At 68.0% G+C, this 16,005-nt stretch carries 17 protein-coding genes and 1 pseudogene; 16 read left to right on the top strand and 2 right to left on the bottom strand.

Annotation, left to right across the window (positions count from 1 at the left end; translation table 11 throughout):
• Positions 1 to 25: 25 nt before the first annotated feature.
• From FB547_RS16910 to FB547_RS16850, 13 genes are all read left to right on the top strand, one after another.
• Entirely contained in the window at positions 26 to 1,003 is a 978-nt protein-coding gene (locus tag FB547_RS16910; protein ID WP_145744155.1) for a Bug family tripartite tricarboxylate transporter substrate binding protein, read from the top strand.
• 48 nt (positions 1,004 to 1,051) lie between these two features.
• A complete protein-coding gene (locus FB547_RS16905; RefSeq protein ID WP_145744153.1) occupies positions 1,052 to 2,008 on the top strand; it encodes a Bug family tripartite tricarboxylate transporter substrate binding protein in 957 nt (318 codons plus the stop codon).
• A gap of 7 nt (positions 2,009 to 2,015) precedes the next feature.
• Complete coding sequence (locus FB547_RS16900) at positions 2,016 to 2,903, top strand: amidohydrolase family protein (RefSeq protein WP_145744152.1); 888 nt, start codon at positions 2,016 to 2,018, stop codon at positions 2,901 to 2,903.
• 29 nt (positions 2,904 to 2,932) lie between these two features.
• Positions 2,933 to 3,859 (top strand): SMP-30/gluconolactonase/LRE family protein, encoded by a 927-nt coding sequence (locus FB547_RS16895; protein ID WP_145744150.1) that lies wholly within the window; start codon positions 2,933 to 2,935, stop codon positions 3,857 to 3,859.
• Positions 3,860 to 3,994: 135 nt separating this feature from the next.
• Entirely contained in the window at positions 3,995 to 5,125 is a 1,131-nt protein-coding gene (locus tag FB547_RS16890; protein ID WP_145744148.1) for a saccharopine dehydrogenase family protein, read from the top strand.
• An 88-nt stretch (positions 5,126 to 5,213) separates the two neighbouring features.
• Positions 5,214 to 6,965: a thiamine pyrophosphate-binding protein gene (locus FB547_RS16885; protein ID WP_145744146.1), complete on the top strand. Its 1,752-nt coding sequence runs from the start codon at positions 5,214 to 5,216 to the stop codon at positions 6,963 to 6,965.
• Between the two features lie 61 nt (positions 6,966 to 7,026).
• Entirely contained in the window at positions 7,027 to 8,283 is a 1,257-nt protein-coding gene (locus FB547_RS16880) for an NAD(P)/FAD-dependent oxidoreductase (protein ID WP_145744144.1), read from the top strand.
• 259 nt (positions 8,284 to 8,542) lie between these two features.
• Positions 8,543 to 9,376 (top strand): transporter substrate-binding domain-containing protein, encoded by an 834-nt coding sequence (locus FB547_RS16875; protein WP_145744142.1) that lies wholly within the window; start codon positions 8,543 to 8,545, stop codon positions 9,374 to 9,376.
• A gap of 9 nt (positions 9,377 to 9,385) precedes the next feature.
• The gene (locus FB547_RS16870) at positions 9,386 to 10,180 is read left to right on the top strand and encodes an amino acid ABC transporter permease (RefSeq protein ID WP_145744140.1); all 795 of its coding nucleotides are present in this window, start codon (positions 9,386 to 9,388) and stop codon (positions 10,178 to 10,180) included.
• A gap of 1 nt (position 10,181) precedes the next feature.
• A complete protein-coding gene (locus FB547_RS16865) occupies positions 10,182 to 10,991 on the top strand; it encodes an amino acid ABC transporter ATP-binding protein (RefSeq protein WP_145744138.1) in 810 nt (269 codons plus the stop codon).
• Positions 10,992 to 11,056: 65 nt separating this feature from the next.
• A complete protein-coding gene (locus FB547_RS16860; protein ID WP_261380312.1) occupies positions 11,057 to 11,377 on the top strand; it encodes a GFA family protein in 321 nt (106 codons plus the stop codon).
• A gap of 38 nt (positions 11,378 to 11,415) precedes the next feature.
• Positions 11,416 to 11,877 (top strand): Lrp/AsnC family transcriptional regulator, encoded by a 462-nt coding sequence (locus tag FB547_RS16855; RefSeq protein WP_047787395.1) that lies wholly within the window; start codon positions 11,416 to 11,418, stop codon positions 11,875 to 11,877.
• A gap of 12 nt (positions 11,878 to 11,889) precedes the next feature.
• The gene (locus FB547_RS16850) at positions 11,890 to 12,567 is read left to right on the top strand and encodes an aspartate/glutamate racemase family protein (RefSeq protein WP_145744135.1); all 678 of its coding nucleotides are present in this window, start codon (positions 11,890 to 11,892) and stop codon (positions 12,565 to 12,567) included.
• Between the two features lies 1 nt (position 12,568).
• Here FB547_RS16850 and FB547_RS16845 read toward each other — a convergent pair.
• A pseudogene (locus tag FB547_RS16845) lies at positions 12,569 to 13,034 on the bottom strand (LysR substrate-binding domain-containing protein); the annotation flags it as partial.
• A gap of 207 nt (positions 13,035 to 13,241) precedes the next feature.
• Between FB547_RS16845 and FB547_RS16840 the strand changes: the two are divergent.
• Positions 13,242 to 13,799, top strand: a complete 558-nt coding sequence (locus tag FB547_RS16840; RefSeq protein ID WP_145744133.1) for a fasciclin domain-containing protein — start codon at positions 13,242 to 13,244, stop codon at positions 13,797 to 13,799.
• 66 nt (positions 13,800 to 13,865) lie between these two features.
• Here the strand turns inward: FB547_RS16840 and FB547_RS16835 are convergent, their stop codons facing one another.
• On the bottom strand, positions 13,866 to 14,417 hold the full coding sequence (locus FB547_RS16835; protein ID WP_145744131.1) for a DUF3455 domain-containing protein: 552 nt from the start codon (positions 14,415 to 14,417) through the stop codon (positions 13,866 to 13,868).
• 186 nt (positions 14,418 to 14,603) lie between these two features.
• Between FB547_RS16835 and FB547_RS16830 the strand changes: the two genes are divergently transcribed.
• The gene (locus FB547_RS16830) at positions 14,604 to 15,179 is read left to right on the top strand and encodes an RNA polymerase sigma factor (RefSeq protein WP_370878903.1); all 576 of its coding nucleotides are present in this window, start codon (positions 14,604 to 14,606) and stop codon (positions 15,177 to 15,179) included.
• A gap of 13 nt (positions 15,180 to 15,192) precedes the next feature.
• A complete protein-coding gene (locus FB547_RS16825; protein ID WP_145744127.1) occupies positions 15,193 to 15,957 on the top strand; it encodes an anti-sigma factor domain-containing protein in 765 nt (254 codons plus the stop codon).
• Positions 15,958 to 16,005 lie beyond the last annotated feature (48 nt).

Below are 16,005 nucleotides of genomic sequence, written 5' to 3'. Positions count from 1 at the left end.
AGCTTCCAACAACGAGAGACAAGCCATGAAGATCTATTTGATGACGGTGTCGCTGGCCGTTTCGGTGGGGCTGTGCACGGCACTGCCCGCCGCTGCACAGACCGCCTGGCCCGCCAAGCCGGTCCGAATCCTCGTGGGCTTTTCCGCGGGGGGCCCGACCGACACCGTGGCGCGTGCATTCGCCGAGCATGCCGCACGCGCGCTCGGCCAGCCTTTCGTGGTCGACAACAAGCCGGGCGCCAACACGATCCTGGCGGCGGAAGCCGTGGCCGGCGCCGCACCGGACGGCTACACATTGCTGCTGGGCGCGACCAACCACACGATGATCCCGGCGCTCTACAGCCATCGGGTGAAGTTCGACACGGTCCGCTCGTTCGCCCCGGTGTGTTCGCTGGCAGTAAGCCCGACGGTGCTGGTGGTCGGGCCGTCGATGGCCGCCCACACGGTCGGCGAGTTCCTGCAGGAGGTGAAGGCAGCGCCCGGCAAGCGCACCTATGCCACGCCGGGAAGCGGCAGCTCCGGCCATTTCGCGAGCGAGCAGTTCACGCGACTGACCGGCACGTCGATGAACCACATTCCCTACAAGGGCGCGGCCCAGGCCACGACCGACCTGATGGGCGGACAGGTGGACAGTTCCTTCGCAACCCTGGGGTCGGTCCTCCCGCAGGTGCAGGCCGGCAAGCTGCGCGCACTCGCCGTCGCCGCGCCCAGGCGTTCGGCACTGCTGCCGGGCGTGCCGACCTTCGAGGAGGCCGGCATCCAGGGCTACGCCGCCGACGCCTGGTACGGCTTGCTGGCGCCGGCGCAGACGCCGCCCCAGGTCCTGGCCGCGCTGCGGCGCGTGGCGACCGAATTTGCCGGCGCGCCCGCAACGGTGGAGAAGTTCCGGATGCTCGGAATGGAAGCGCGCAGCACCTGCGCCGACGCGTTCGGCGCGCAGCTCGCCCGCGAAGTGAAAGCCTACGACGAGCTCGCGCGCGCCCTCGACCTGAAAGCAGAGTGAGCGGATGCGCTGCGCTCTTTTCCACCCGATCATTCATCGAGACCACACATGAAAACCTTCATCCGCCGCGTGCTGGCGATCTGCGTCCTGGCCGCAGGCTCGGCCCATGCCGCCTTTCCCGAACGTCCGATCACCCTGGTCGTCCCCTACGCGCCCGGCGGTTCGGCCGATGCGCTGGCGCGCGTGCTCGCCGTGCGCATGGGCGCGAAGCTGGGCACGAGCGTGATCGTCGACAACCGCCCCGGCGCGAGCGGGACCATCGGCGCGAGCTTCGCCGCCAAGGCCCCGGCCGACGGCTACACCGTGCTCTACGACGCCACGCCCTACTCCATCAATCCGCACCTGTTCCCGCGCATGCCGTATGCGAGCAATGCGCTGCAGCCGCTGGCGCTGGTCTCGCTGGCGCCGAACCTCCTCATCGTCAGGGCCGAATCGCCGATCAGGGACGTGAAGGACCTGGTCGCCAGGGCCAAGGCCGCGCCGGGCAAGCTGAACTTCGCCTCCGGCGGCAGCGGCACGGTGCAGCGGCTGGCGGCGGAGCTGTTGCGCCAGCGGCTCGACCTCGACATGGTGCACGTCGGCTACAAGAGCGGCGGCCCCGCGATCGTCGATGTGACCGGCGGCCAGGTCGACTTCATGTTCAGCACCATCGCGGCGTCCTATCCGCTGGTCTCCTCGGGCAAGCTGCGGGCTCTCGCAGTCTCGTCGCCCGAGCGCTCCAAGCGCCTGCCGGACGTGCCGACGGTGGCCGAATCGGTCGTGCCGGGCTACGAGGCCTTCGAATGGAACGGGCTGCTGCTGCCGGCCGGCACGCCCGAACCGGTGGCCGCGAAGCTGCACAAGGCGCTGGTCGACGTACTGAAGGAAGACGAGGTGAAGCAGCGCTTCGCCGACGTCGGCGTGCAGGCCGTCGGTTCCACACCGGCCGAGTTCGCGGCCTTCCTGAAGAAGGAAGACGCGAAATGGGCCGAGGTGATCCGCAAGGGCAACATCAAGCTCGACTGACACGCCGATGGCCGATCTCCCGCTCACGCATCCCGTGCCGCATTCGGTCGGGCTCGAGCGCCCTTCGCGCGCGCTGCCCGCGGGTGCCTGCGACAGCCACATGCACATCTTCGATCCGCGCTTCGCGCCCTCGCGGCACTGGAAGCGGCAGCCACCGCGCGCCGAGGTCGCCGCCTATCGCCAGCTCCAGGAGCGGCTGGGCACGTCGCGCACTGTCGTGGTGAACCCGTCGACCTATGGCACCGACAACGCCTGCATGCTCGACGCGCTGGCGCAGCTCGGCACGAGCGCGCGCGGCGTCGCGGTGGTCGGCGCCGAGGTGGACGACGCGCAGCTCGAGCGCCTCGCGGCGCAGCGCGTGTGCGGATTGCGCGTGAACTTCGTGACGCCGCAATCCTGGGGCGCCACCACGCCGGACATGCTGACGGCGCTCGCGCGCAAGGCGGCGCGCCTGGGATGGCACATCCAGGTCTTCGTCCACCCCGGGCAGCTGGTCGAACTGGCGCCGCTACTCGAGGCCCTGCCCGCCCCGCTCGTGGTCGACCACATGGCGCGCATCGATCCCGCCGAAGGGCCGGCCGGCGCCGCCTTCGCCACGCTGCGCCGGCTGCTCGACAGGGGCAACACCTGGGTCAAGCTGTCCGGCGTCTACATGCGCTCGCGAGAAGGCGCCCCGGCCTACGGCGACGCGCAGGCACTGGCCCGTGCGCTGGTCCGGGCTGCGCCGGAGCGCATGCTCTGGGGCAGCGACTGGCCCCACACCACCGAGGCGCCGGGCACGGTCGACGACGCCGGCCTGCTGAACGTGCTGCGCGCCTGGTGCGGCGACGATGGCGTGATGGACCGTATCCTCGTCGACAACCCGGCGAGGCTCTACGGCTTCGGCCAACCCTGATTGCGGCCCGTGCCGCGACGGAGACTCCCTTGTTCCTTCTTCAGCCCCCCGAAGTTCGAGACCTCGAAGTGTTCACGCGCATGCCTGATGACTTGCGCCGGCGCGAACCCAGCGCCTGGGCCGACGCCAACCGGGGCGGCCAGGCCACCGACTCATTTCTCGAAGGGCCGGTGTTCGACGATGCCGGCAACCTGTACGTGGCCGACATCCCGTTCGGACGCATCCTTCGCATCGACCCGGCCGGCGCATGGACGCTCGTGGCCGAATACGACGGCGAGCCCAACGGCATGAAGTTCCTGGACGCGCACACGCTGCTCGTCACCGACTACAAGAACGGCCTGATGCGCGTCGACGCGCGCACCGGTGCCGTCACGCCTCACCTGCAGCGGCGCAACACCGAGCGCTTCAAGGGCGTGAACGACCTGGTGCTGGACGCGCAGGGAAACATCTACTTCACCGACCAGGGCCAGACCGGGCTGCACGATCCCACGGGCCGCCTCTACCGGCTGCGGCCCGACGGCCAGCTCGACCTGCTGCTGGGCAACGTGCCCAGCCCGAACGGCGTGGCGCTCTCGCCCGACGGCAGGCTGCTCTACCTCGCGGTGACGCGCGGCAACGGCGTCTGGCGCGTGCCGCTGCTGGCCGACGGCAGCGTCGCCAAGGTGAGCCAGTTCTTCACCTCGTACGGCCCGAGCGGCCCTGATGGCCTGGCGGTCGATGCAAAAGGGCGCGTGATCGTCGCCAACCCGGGCCTGGGCTACGTCTGGCTGCTGAACGCCCGTGCCGAGCCGGTCGTCGTGCTTCGGGGACCGGCGGGGGCTTCCACGACCAACCTTGCCTTCGGGGGCAAGGACCGCAGCACGCTCTACGTGACCGATTCCACGCACGGGAACATCCTGACGGCGCAGCTCGATGCGCCGGGATTGATGCTGCACCGCGGACGGCCCGAGGCCTGAGGCCTTCGAAACGTCACGCGCCTTCGTCGAAACGGCGAAACGAACCGCGCCTTCGCCGTTCTGCTCTCTACCGCCTGCCAGCCTTCGCTTCTACATTTTCTCCATGGAGCCTGAGCTCCTTTCTGGAGAAACAAAATGTCGAAGCTGCAAGTCAAGAATGTTCTGGTGCTGGGTGCGGGCAAGGTGGGCAGCACGGTGGCGGACATGATCGCCGAATACCACCGCATCCCGGTGACGCTGGCCGACCAGCGCACCGGCACGCCGTCCAATGATCCGCTGGTGCGGCAGATCACGCTGAACGTCGAGGACGAGGCGGCGCTGGCCGGCGAACTGGCCTCGCACACCGTGGTCATCAACGCGCTGCCGTTCTTCCTGGCGGCGCGCGTGGCCACGCAGGCGGCGCGACTGGGCGTGCACTACTTCGACCTCACGGAAGACGTGGCGGCCACGCATGCGATCCGCCAGCTGTCCCATGAAGCCACGTCGGTGCTGATGCCGCAAAGCGGCCTGGCGCCCGGCGTGATCGGCATGCTCGGCGGCCACCTGGCGGGGCACTTCGACGAGCTCTACGACCTGCGCCTGCGCGTCGGCGCGCTCACGCGCAATGCCACCAACAGCCTGCGCTACAACTTCACCTGGAGCATCGACGGCGTCATCAACGAATACTGCAACGCCTGCGATGCGATCGTGAACGGCCAGGTCGTGTCGGTGCAGCCGCTGGAGGGCCATGAGACCTTCACGCTCGATGCGGAAGCCTTCGAAGCCTTCAACACCTCGGGCGGACTGGGCACCCTCTGCGAGACGCTGCGCGGCAAGGTGCGCAACCTCGACTACAAGACCATCCGCTATCCGGGCCACCGCGATGCGATGAACTTCCTCTTGCACGACCTGCGCCTGATCGAGCGCCGCGACCTGCTGCGCCAGGTGCTCGAACATGCGGTGCCGCACAGCCGCGAAGACGTGGTCATCGTGTTCGCCTCGGCCTCGGGCATGCGCGGCGGCCGGTTCGAACAGGAAACCCGCCTGGGCCGCGTGTTCGGCGCCAGGCTTCGCGGCAAGGACCGCACCGCCATCGAGCTCACGACGGCCGCCGGCGTGGTCGGCGTGTTCGAGCTACTGCAGCAGGGCACGCTGCCCCGCGCCGGCTTCGTCGGGCAGGAGCAGGTGCCGCTCGAGGCCTTTCTCTCGACCCGCGTGGGCCACTACTACCAGGGACTCGGCGTGAGCGCCTCCAGCCCTTCGCGGCCGGAACTCGCCGAAGCCTGAGCGCTTCGCGCAAGCCGAGGCCGGGGCGCGCAAGGCCCCCGCCCGGCCCTGTCTCTCTTTCCTTTTGAACCCGGACTGGAGTTTTGCCATGCGTGGTGCAGACGTGCTCGTGCAGATGTTGATCAACTACGGCGTCGACGTGCTCTTTGGTGTGCCCGGCGACACCAACGTGCCGTTCTACGAGGCGCTGCAGCGCCGCCAGGGCGACATCGAGCATGTCATGGCCCGCGACGAGCGCTCGGCCGGCTACATGGCCGACGCCTACGCGCGGCTGACCGACAAGCCCGGCATTTTCGAATGCCCCTCGGGCGCCGGCGCGATGTATTCGCTGCCCCCGCTGGCCGAATCGAATGCGTCTTCGGTGCCGGTCATCCTGCTGACCATCGACCTGCCCTTGCCGGGCGAGGGCCGCGGCATGATCACCGAGCTCGACTGCGCCAGGCTGTTCGAGCCCGTCACGAAAATGTCGGTGCAGGTGAAGTCGCCCGAGAAGCTCCCCGAGATCGTTCGCCGCGCATTCCGCGTGGCCTGCTCCGGCACGCCCGGCGCCGTGCACCTGCAGATTCCGGAAGACATGCTGCTGGCGGAGATCGACCCCGATGCCATCTCGCTGCACGCCGAGCCCGAATGCAGGACCTTCCCGGCCTTTCCGATGGCGCCCGCGCCCGGCAAGGTGGGCGAGCTTTTCGCCCTGCTGCGGAAAGCCTCGAAGCCGCTGTTCGTCGCGGGCGGCGGCGTGAACCGCTCCTGCGCCGGCAGTGCGCTCACCGAGGTGGCCGCGAAGCTCAACGTGCCCGTGGTCAACACGATCACGGGCCAGGGCGCGCTGCCCGACGACCACCTCCTGGCCATCGGCGTCATCGGCGACAACGGCTTTCATCCGCATGCCAACCGCGCGCTCGAGGAATCGGACCTGGTGATCTTCGTCGGCTCGCGCATGGGCTCCGTCGTCACCGTGGGCTGGACCTTCCCCAAGTCGACGCTCAACAAGCGCGTCGTGCAGATCGACATCAACCCCGAGCGCCTCGCCAACAACTACGAGAACCTGCTGTCGATCGCCGCGGACGCGCGGCTGGTCCTCACGCAGATCCTGAGCGAAGCGCCCGTCGATTTCGATGGATCGAAGCACACGCCCTGGGTCGACCACCTGAATGCCTACCGCGCAAACTTCTGGGACCACGCCGAGGGCGTGCTCTCGCTGGACGACGTGCCGCTGCGGCCCGAGCGCGTGGTGCGCGAGTTCGGCAGGCAGCTCGAGAAGTACGGCCAGGCCGTGCACATTCTTTCGGATGCCGGCACGCCCACTCCCTACATGACGCGCTTCCTGCGCATCGGCGACCGCCGCACGCGCTTCGTGATACCGCGCGCCTTCGGCGGCCTGGGCTCGGCGATTCCCGCGGTGGTCGGCGCCTGGTATGCCGACAAGACGCGCCGGCCGATCGGCATGTTCGGCGACGGCTCTTTCAACATGGCCGTCGGCGAGTTCGAGACGCTGGTTCGCAAGAAGGTGCCGGCGCTGCTGATGCTCTTCAACAACGGCTGCTTCGGCTGGATCAAGGGGTTGCACCGGCTCAAGGGCCACGATGAATGCTTCGGCGTGGACTTCCTGCCGCCGCGCGGCCAGGCCATTGCCGAGGCCTTCGACATCAAGGCCTGGACGGCCGCCACGCCCGGCGAACTGATGCAGGCGCTCGATGAAGCCTTCGCCTACGACGGCCCCTGCCTCATCGACATCCACATCGAATCGCTCGCGGACCGCGTGCCGCCCGTGTATTCCTGGCTCGCGAAAAAGAAGCTCGATCCGCTGGCACTCGCGCCGGAAGACGTGGCCTATCTGTAGATCGGATCGCGGCGCCAACGGTTCACGATAGACTTTTCGGCGAATGAACCGATTGGCCTGAATGAAGAACACTGTTGCCGTGCTCGGCGCCGGAATCGTCGGCGTGTCGTGTGCCCTCGAGCTCCAGCGGCGGGGTTTCGACGTGACGGTCTTCGACCGCGCCGCGCCGGGCCGCGAAACCTCCTACGGCAATGCCGGCGTGATCGCTCGCAGCTCGCTGATGCCGTTCAACCATCCGGGGTTGTGGTCCTCGCTTCCCAGGCTGCTGAAGAACAACGCCGCGGGCTTTCGCTACAACCCGCTTTTCCTCGCGAAGAACCTGCCGTGGGCGCTGAAGTTCCTGGCCAACACGCGCGCGGCAGTCTTTCATGAAACGACCGCGGCGCTCGATGCACTGATCCGGCTTTCGACAGCGCAGCACCTGCGGCTGCTGGGCGAAGCGGGCGCGGCGCACCGCCTGCGCACGAACGGGTGGCTCTTTCTCTATCGCAGCGAGGAAGGCTTTCTCGGCAGCCAACTCTCGCGGGACACCTTCAAGAAGTTCGGCATCGCCACGCAGCTGCTCGATGCGCAAGAACTCGCGCAGCTGGAGCCGCATCTGAAGCCGCTGTTCCCGCGCGCGCTCTGGATCCAGGACACGGCGTCGGTGGACAGCCCGGGCCAGGTGGTCGAAGCCTATGCCAGGCTTTTTGTTGCGCGCGGCGGCCGCATCCGGCAGGCATCGATCGGCGGACTGCGCCGCTCGGAAGCAGGCGATGCCTGGCAGCTGAGCGAAGACGGCGGCACGCGCCACGAGGCCTCGCGCATCGTGCTCGCGCTGGGGCCGTGGACCCGGGAGTTCGCGAAGAAGGCCCTGGGCCTGTCGGTGCCGATGGCGTACGAGCGCGGCTACCACATGCACTACCGCGCTGCCGGCGGGGCCATGCTCGGTCGGCCGGTCTACGACACCGGCGGCGGCTATGTGCTGTCGCCGATGGAACAGGGCCTGCGCCTGTCCACCGGCGTGCAGCTGGCCGACCGCGAGGCACCCAAAAACCTCGCGCAGCTCGATCTGGCGGAGCGCGCCGCACGCGAGGCGTTTCCGCTCGAGGCGCGCCTTGACAAGGAAGCCTGGCTCGGCAGCCGCCCCACGCTGCCGGACAGCCGGCCGGTCATCGGCGAATGCCCGGGCCGCCCAGGCCTTTGGCTCGCATTCGGCCACCAGCACATCGGCTTCAACACCGCCCCGGGCACGGCCGCGCTCCTTGGCGCGATGATGGCCGGCGAAGCCTGCGCCTTCGATCCCGCGCCGTTCCGGCCTTCACGCTTCCTGGGCTGAAGCCGCCAGCGCATCCGCACCCGAACAAGACGGAGTGCACCGATCTGGCACCCCGGTCGTGCCCATGTGCGACCAGGACATTCAGGCGCCGCCCAACGGAAATGGTCGTTTCGCATGCCCGCGGTGACGGTATGACGAAAACTTCGCGCGATCCTGACGAACTGCCGCATTGCTCGTGACTATCATGGCTCCTAGACTTCATTCGCGAGTCGAAGCCTTCCTTCCTATTCAAATGGCGAGCTTTTTGCTTGGAGACCCCATGACTACAAAACGAGCGATCCTTCGCACCCTCCTCGCGCTGACGAGCGCATGCACCCTCACCCTCAGCCTCGCCCAGGAGCCGGAAAGCTCGATGACCCGCGTCCAACGGACCAAGGTCCTGCGGGTGGGCGCGATCGCCGGGGCCATTCCGTACTTCAGCAAGGATCTGGTCACGGGCAAGTGGGAAGGCTTCGGGCCCGACTTCTCCGAGAGCCTGGCCAGGAAGTTCGGCGCCAAGGTCGAATACGTGGAAACGACCTGGGGCAACGCGGTGCTCGACCTGCAGTCGAACAAGATCGACGCGATGTTCGGCATGGCGCCGACGCCGGCGCGCAAGGAGGTCGTGAACTTCTCCGACACGCTGTTCGACAACACCTACACCGCCGTGTGCAAGAAGGGCTTTCCGACCAAGACCTGGGAGCAGCTGAACGCGCCCGAGAACAAGATCGTGGTCGACGTGGGCTCGAGCCATGACCAGCTCGCCACGCGCATCCTCCCGAAGGCCGACGTCCAGCGGCTGGAGAACTCGGGCTCCGCAACGCTCGCGCTGCAGGCCGGCCGCGCCGACTGCCAGATCCTGGTGATCCTGCTGGCGCAGCCGCTGCTGGCCAAGCGCGCCAACGTGGGCGTGATGCAGATCCCCACCCCGATCTACACCGCTCCCGTGAGCATCGGCCTGCGCAAGGAAGCCGATCCGGCCATGCAGGCGGCCGTCAATGCCTGGCTGGGCGAAGTTCGCGCCAAGGGCGAGGTCCGCAGCGTGATCCTGAAGAACATGGAAAAACTCGCCGGCGTTCCCGCCAGCGCCTTCCCTTCCGAAATCAAGTTCTGAGCCCGGGCCATGGAATACGCCGAATCGCAGGGGGCGCCCCGCTCGCGCTCTCGCCTGGGCATGGCCCTGATGGTGGTTCTCGCGCTGGCCGGTGCCTGGGCGCTGGTCAAGCACTTCGCCGGCGCAAGCGCGGCCTCCGCCGGCTACGACTGGGACTTCGCGGTGCTCTGGAAGTACCGCTCGCTGCTCATCAGCGGATTGCTCTATACGCTGCTCTTCACGGTGGTCTGCGTGGTGCTCGGGCTGCTGGTGGGCGTGGTCACTGGCCTGGGGCGCCTGTCCACCAACCCGTACATCACCGCGCCGCTGCGCGCCTACATCGAGGTGTTCCGGTGCACACCGGTGCTGGTGCAGCTCGTGTGGTTCTACTACGCGCTGCCCGTGCTCACCGGTCTCGAGCTCTCGGCCACGGCCGCCGCCACCCTGTGCCTGACGCTCTATGGCGGCGCGTTCTATTCCGAGATCGTGCGCGGCGGGATCATCTCGATCGAGTCCGGCCAGACCGAAGCCGGCAAGGCGCTGGGCATGACGCGCCTGCAGCTGCTTCGCCGCATCCTGCTGCCGCAGGCGTTCAAGAAGATGGTGCCGCCGCTGATGAGCCAGTCGATCATGCAGCTGAAGAACACTTCGCTGCTCTCGGTGCTGGCCGTGCCCGACCTGCTGTACCAGGGCCAGGTGATCGCGCACGACACCTACCGACCGCTGGAGCTCTACACTTTCATCGCGATTGCCTATTTCGCCGTGCTGCTGCCCATCACGATCTGGGCCAAGCGCATGGAATACGGCGTTGCCAGGGAAGCCTGACATGACGACACCCACCGTGATCGAGATCGCAGGCCTTCGAAAGTCCTTCGGCGCCCACGTGGTCCTCAAGGACATCTCGCTGAAGATCGAACGTGGCCAGGTTGTCGCGATGATCGGGCCTTCGGGCTCCGGCAAATCCACGCTGCTTCGCTGCATCAACCTGCTGACGGTCCCGGACGGCGGACGCATCGCCGTGGGCGACCAGGCGATCCAGTTCAGCGGACGCGACACCGCGCTGCCGAGCGAGCGCAAGCTCGCGAAGTTCCGCGCCTCCACCGGGATGGTGTTCCAGCACTTCAACCTGTTCCCCCACATGACCGCGCTGCAGAACGTCATGGAAGGCCCGGTCACGGTGCTCAAGACGCCGAAGGCGCAGGCCGCGGCCGAGGCCCGGGCGCTGCTGCAGAAGGTGGGCTTGCTCGAGCGCGCCGACTACTACCCCGACAAGCTCTCGGGCGGGCAGAAGCAGCGCGTGGCCATTGCCCGCGCACTGGCCATGAAACCGAGCGTCATGCTGTTCGACGAGGCCACCTCGGCGCTCGACCCCGAGCTCGTCGGAGAAGTGCTGACCGTCATCAAGGGCCTCGCGAAGGAAGGCATGACCATGATCCTGGTCACCCATGAGATCGGCTTTGCGCGCGAAGTGGCGGACCAGGTGATCTTCATGCGCGACGGCGTCGTCGCGGAGTGCGGGCCGCCCGGCATCGTCATCGACAACCCGCAGCAGGAGTCGACGCGCGCGTTCCTCGGCCGCTTCAAGGCGTCCGCCGGCGCGTCCGAGCCCGCCGTTGCCGCCGCCGTCATCGCCTAGTGGGCGGCGAGGCTGCTCCCGCAGAAGCCGGTGCATGGCAGCAGGGGCACTGCCACTGCGGCGCGGTGCGCTTCGAATTCTTGCTGGCTTCGCACAAGGGCGTGAGCTGCAACTGCAGCTATTGCGTGCGCAAGGCGGCACTGCACCACCGCGTGCCGGCCGGGAACTTCCACCTGCTCGCGGGCGCGCAGCAGCTGTCGAGCTACCGCTTCGGGACGATGCGCGCACGCCATCTCTTCTGCAGCATGTGCGGCATTCATACGCACTGCCATCCGCGATCGGCCCCCGAGGAGGTCAATGTCAACCTGCATTGCGTCGACGCGCTGCTGGATGCGCACATCGAGCTTTCCCTGCACGACGGCCGCGGCTGGGCCGCACTGCCGTAGCATGCCGGTGAAACTCCAGAACTTCATGAGACAACGCGATGGACGGAAGACTTGACGACCTCGACCGGCACCTGCTGAGCCTGCTCCAGGCCAATGCCAGGGAGCCCGCCGCCAATCTGGCGCGAAAACTCAAGATCGCGCGCACCACTGTGGTCGCGCGCATTGCGCGGCTCGAGCGCGAAGGCATCGTGGCCGGCTACGGCGTGCGCCTGGGCCACAAGCTCGAGCATGCGGCCGTTCGCGCGATCTGCGGGCTCAGCGTCAACGCCAAGAATGCGCCCGCGGTGATCCGGGCGCTCGAGCGCGTGCCCGAAGTCGAGGAGCTTTCGGCCGTGAGCGGCCAGTTCGACTACATGGTGTTCCTGCGCTGCGACACGCCGGAAAAGCTCGATGTCCTGCTCGACCAGCTCGGCCAACTGGACGGCATCAACCAGACGCAGACCTCGATCGTCCTGAGCCGGAAGATCGACCGGCGCAGCGCCCTTCCCTCGGTCTCCTGAGTTTTGTTTGACATGAATGCCGCTGCGCCTGGTTTTCTTGGTGTGCTGATGCTCGACACGCGCTTTCCGCGGCCGCCGGGCGATGTCGGCAATCCGCAGACCTATGCGCGCGCCGGCATCCCGGTGCGCTTTCTCGCGGTGGAAGGTGCGTCACCCAGGCGCATCGTCGAAGAAGCCGATCCACGCCTGGTCCAGCCCTTCGTCGACGCCGCGGTGCGGCTGGTGGCGGAAGGTGCGTCGATGATCACCACCAGCTGCGGTTTCCTGGCCGCCTACCAGGACGTTCTTTCCCAGGCGGTGCCCGTGCCGGTGCTGACCTCGAGCCTGCTGCAGGTGCGGCACTGCGTCCAGCCGGGCATCGTCACCTTCGACGCGCAATCGCTGACGCCGCAGATCCTGCAGGCTGCCGGCGTGCCCGCGGGAACGCCGGTCATGGGCGTGCGCCCGGGCTGCGAATTCCATCGCCGCATCCTGGACAACGACACCGTGCTCGACCTGGCCGAGGCGCAGCGCAATGTCGTCGAAGCGGCCGTGCATCTGGTGCAGGCCTTCCCCTGCGTCGAGCGCATCGTGCTCGAATGCACGAACATGCCGCCGTACCGGGAAGCCGTGGCTGCGGCGGTCGGGCGCGAAGTGCATGACATCGAGACGATGATCCTGAAGGCGTGGCGCGACCGGTCACCGGAGTGATTCACGCCTTCCCCAGCGCCGCAATCGGCGCATGGCGCGCCATCAGCTCGTCGATCCAGTCGATGAACACCCGCAGCTTCGCGCTGGGCCACGTGGGGCGCGGCCATGTCATGCGGCAGCCAGAGGATGCCCATGCCCGCCACGCCGGCCGCGAGGTAGGCATTGCCGTCGTCGACCGCGACCACATGGCGGCCCTGCAGTTCGATGTGCTTGGCGCCCCGCTGCGTGCGCAGTGCGGCGACCTTGCCGCTGCGCGTGCTCAGGTAGCCCGCGATGCGGTGGCGGGCGTCTTCGATCTCGCTCTGGTGCACGGGCGTTCCGGCGCGCTCCAGGTAGCACGGCGCCGCGTAGACGCCGAGCCGCAGCTCGCCCACGCGGCGCGCCGTCAGCGATGAATCGGTGAGCCCGCCGCCGCGCGGCACGCAACCGACGTTGTCGCCGATCACGTCGACCAACCTGTCCCTCACGCTCGTTCCGCGTTCGGTGCTCCTCATCCCAAGGCTTCGGCGCAATACCCGATCCGCGCGCGGTGCCCATGATCATCCGCGATGCGGCAGGTGTAGCAGGGAGACCGAAAACAAATAGGGCCCCGCGAATCCGATCGGGCACGGCTGCCGTATGGACAGTTGCCGCCGCCATTCCGGCATCGGTTCAAACCACAGGAGCCTTCCATCATGCGCAACCAATTCCACCGCCTTGCCTCCATCACCCTGGCCGTTGCCATCGCGGCCGGGTCCACCCTTGTCTCCGCGCAGGTCATGGTCGGCGGTGCGCCGATGTTCGCGACCAAGGACATCATCGACAACGCCGTCAATTCGAAGGACCACACCACCTTGGTCGCCGCGGTCAAGGCAGCCGGCCTGGTCGAGACCCTTAAGGGCCCGGGTCCGTTCACGGTGTTCGCGCCGACGAACGCGGCCTTCGCTGCCCTGCCTGCCGGCACCGTCGACTCGCTGCTCAAACCCGAGAACAAGACCAAGCTGGCCGCCGTGCTGACCTACCACGTGGTGCCCGGCAAGCTCGACGCCGCCGCACTGGGCGGCCAGATCATGGACGGCAAGGGCTTGGCCACACTGAAGACCGCGGCCGGCGGCACGCTCACCGCCAAGGAAAGCGGCGGCAAGATCATGGTCGGCGACGAGAAGGGCGGCTGGGCCACCGTGAGCACCGCCGATGTCTACCAGTCGAACGGCGTGATCCACGTGGTCGACAAGGTACTGCTGCCCAAGTAAGCAAGGAGAGCCGGTGCAAGGACGAAGCGAAGTCGTCCTGCACCCGCAGCCTGCGCTGGGGGCTTGTTACATGGGCCGGTAGAAGATGTAGTCGGCCTGGTACTGGACCACCTGCTTCTGGCCCATTGAGGACGCGCCGCAGGCCATCGCCGGCGCGGTGCCGCCCCGCGTCGCGACGCGCTGGATGTAGCTGACGCCCTGCATGGCGCCGTTGCCCATGGCCGGGTTGGCCTTCACGAGCTGGTAGGGAATGTTGCCGTTGCCGTTCGGTGCGACGGCGACCTGCGCGCCCGTAAGCTTCGAGCCGTCCATGCTCTGCCAGGTGGCCGGCGGCCCGAAGTACTTGCCGATCTGCTTGCCGCTGCGGTCCATCAGCTTGGCATCGGGCCCCACGAAGACCCATTCGTGCTGTCCGGGTGCGTTCGCCTTGGCGCGGCATTCGTAGGTGATGTCGCCGGCGCCCACGGTTTCCAATGCGACGCGATGGCCGGCGGGCACCATGACCGCGTCCGGCAGGCCGGCTTGCGAATAGACCATCGACTTGTCCATGCCGGTGCCTGCGCATGCGGCCAGGCTGATGGCGGCGGCGAGAACGCCGAGGGTGTGAAGGATCGTCATGATTTGCCTTTCAGGGTTGTGATGCGGGATGACCCGGCGGTCGCTCTGGTTCGTTCGCGAACGCGCGGCCCCGTCCCTCTACGCAGCGCGGTCCCGATCGGATTCAACTTTCCGGTGCACGCTGAATCCGTTCGCCGTTCTGCGTCGTATGGCTCCTTGTGACAACCGATGCGCCACAATCCGCCCATGCCCGACTCCAGCCCCGACGCCGAACTGATGGCACTCATCGACCTTGTAGGCCGCCGGGACGAAAACGCGCTGCGCCTGCTCTACGAGCGGACCTCGCCCAAGCTATTCGGCTTGGCGATGCGCGTGCTGCGCCAGCGCGAATGGGCCGAGGACGTGCTGCAGGAGTCCTTCCTCACGATCTGGCGCGTAGCCGGCGACTACCGCAGCACGCTGAGCCCGCCGCTGGCCTGGATGGGACTGATCGTGCGCAGCCGATCGCTTGACTTGTTGAGGCGCCGCAGCGCCGACCGGGCGCATTTGACGCAGGAGTTCGACGAGCAGATGGCCGAGACATTCGAATCCAGCGCCGCGAACCCGATGGACACCACCGATGCCAGCGAACAGGCCTGGGCGCTGCACCAGTGCCTGAGCCGGCTCGAGGACGGCCAGCGCGAGGTGCTGAGCCTGGCCTACCTGCGCGAACTCAGCCACAGCGAGCTGGCCGGGCAACTCAAGCTGCCGCTGGGCACGGTCAAGACCTGGATCCGGCGCGGGCTCGAGAAGCTGCGCAGCTGCATGCAGCAGTTCACATGAGAGGGGCATCGCCATGAAGTTTTCCGCCCATCCCGAACTGCTGGAACTACTGGCCGCAAGCTATGCGCTGGGCACGCTGCGCGCTGCCGCGCGCCGCCGCTTCGAGACCTTGGCGCGCGAGCAGGCGCCGGTGCGCGCCGCCGCGCTGGCTTGGCAGAGCCGCCTGGCCAGCATGGCGGAATTGCAGCAACCCGTGGCGCCCGACCCTGTCGTCTGGACACGTATCCGCAATCTGATCGCGGCCGAGCAACAGCAGCAGGCCATCGGACGCCAGCGCATCGCCGCTGCGGCACCGGCACCGGAATCGGTACCGGCGCGCGGCGGCTGGCTGCGCAACCTCGCGCTGTGGCGTGGCGCGGCGGCCGCCGGCGTCGCGGCGGCCGTGATCGCCACGGTGGTCGGGCTCCGGTTTGGCGAGCAGCTGCGCAACGCGCCGGCCGAGCAGTACGTGGCAGTGCTGTCGGATGACTCCGCCAGCGCATCCATGCTGGTGACCTTCGATCCGAAGAAGCAGCGGCTGCTGCTGCAGCGCCTCGGCAACTACCGCGAGGGCGAGGACAAATCGCTGCAGCTGTGGGCCCTGCCCCCGGGCGGCGCGCCGCGCTCGCTCGGTGTGCTGGGCCGCGACCGGACCCTGAGCCTGCCTGCGCACGAGGCCGATATGCGTGCGGTGCCGGCACTGGCCGTGAGCCTCGAGCCGCGCGGCGGCGTGCCCGGCGAGGGCGGTCCGACCGGGCCGGTGCTCTTCAAGGGGGCGCTGATCGAGAAAACGCTGTGAGCCGAGCGCGGCGCTACGCTTCCGCGAGCGGCCGTATTACCGAGCACA

Source organism: Variovorax beijingensis, from assembly GCF_007828835.1.
In the GTDB taxonomy this organism is placed as follows: domain Bacteria; phylum Pseudomonadota; class Gammaproteobacteria; order Burkholderiales; family Burkholderiaceae_C; genus Variovorax; species Variovorax beijingensis_A.
The sequence above is the reverse complement of the archived record's forward strand: the minus strand, read 5'-3'. Positions and strand labels throughout refer to the sequence as shown.

Excerpts from the sequence above, each read along its gene's own strand:
- FB547_RS16830 (WP_370878903.1), top strand. The coding sequence starts at position 14,604 with ATGCCCGACTCCAGCCCCGACGCCGAACTGATGGCACTCATCGACCTT.
- FB547_RS16890 (WP_145744148.1), top strand. The coding sequence starts at position 3,995 with ATGTCGAAGCTGCAAGTCAAGAATGTTCTGGTGCTGGGTGCGGGCAAG.
- FB547_RS16840 (WP_145744133.1), top strand. The coding sequence starts at position 13,242 with ATGCGCAACCAATTCCACCGCCTTGCCTCCATCACCCTGGCCGTTGCC.
- FB547_RS16875 (WP_145744142.1), top strand. The coding sequence starts at position 8,543 with ATGACTACAAAACGAGCGATCCTTCGCACCCTCCTCGCGCTGACGAGC.
- FB547_RS16865 (WP_145744138.1), top strand. The coding sequence starts at position 10,182 with ATGACGACACCCACCGTGATCGAGATCGCAGGCCTTCGAAAGTCCTTC.
- FB547_RS16900 (WP_145744152.1), top strand. The coding sequence starts at position 2,016 with ATGGCCGATCTCCCGCTCACGCATCCCGTGCCGCATTCGGTCGGGCTC.
- FB547_RS16910 (WP_145744155.1), top strand. The coding sequence starts at position 26 with ATGAAGATCTATTTGATGACGGTGTCGCTGGCCGTTTCGGTGGGGCTG.
- FB547_RS16825 (WP_145744127.1), top strand. The coding sequence starts at position 15,193 with ATGAAGTTTTCCGCCCATCCCGAACTGCTGGAACTACTGGCCGCAAGC.
- FB547_RS16905 (WP_145744153.1), top strand. The coding sequence starts at position 1,052 with ATGAAAACCTTCATCCGCCGCGTGCTGGCGATCTGCGTCCTGGCCGCA.
- FB547_RS16855 (WP_047787395.1), top strand. The coding sequence starts at position 11,416 with ATGGACGGAAGACTTGACGACCTCGACCGGCACCTGCTGAGCCTGCTC.
- FB547_RS16870 (WP_145744140.1), top strand. The coding sequence starts at position 9,386 with ATGGAATACGCCGAATCGCAGGGGGCGCCCCGCTCGCGCTCTCGCCTG.
- FB547_RS16885 (WP_145744146.1), top strand. The coding sequence starts at position 5,214 with ATGCGTGGTGCAGACGTGCTCGTGCAGATGTTGATCAACTACGGCGTC.
- FB547_RS16835 (WP_145744131.1), bottom strand. The coding sequence starts at position 14,417 with ATGACGATCCTTCACACCCTCGGCGTTCTCGCCGCCGCCATCAGCCTG.
- FB547_RS16850 (WP_145744135.1), top strand. The coding sequence starts at position 11,890 with ATGAATGCCGCTGCGCCTGGTTTTCTTGGTGTGCTGATGCTCGACACG.
- FB547_RS16880 (WP_145744144.1), top strand. The coding sequence starts at position 7,027 with ATGAAGAACACTGTTGCCGTGCTCGGCGCCGGAATCGTCGGCGTGTCG.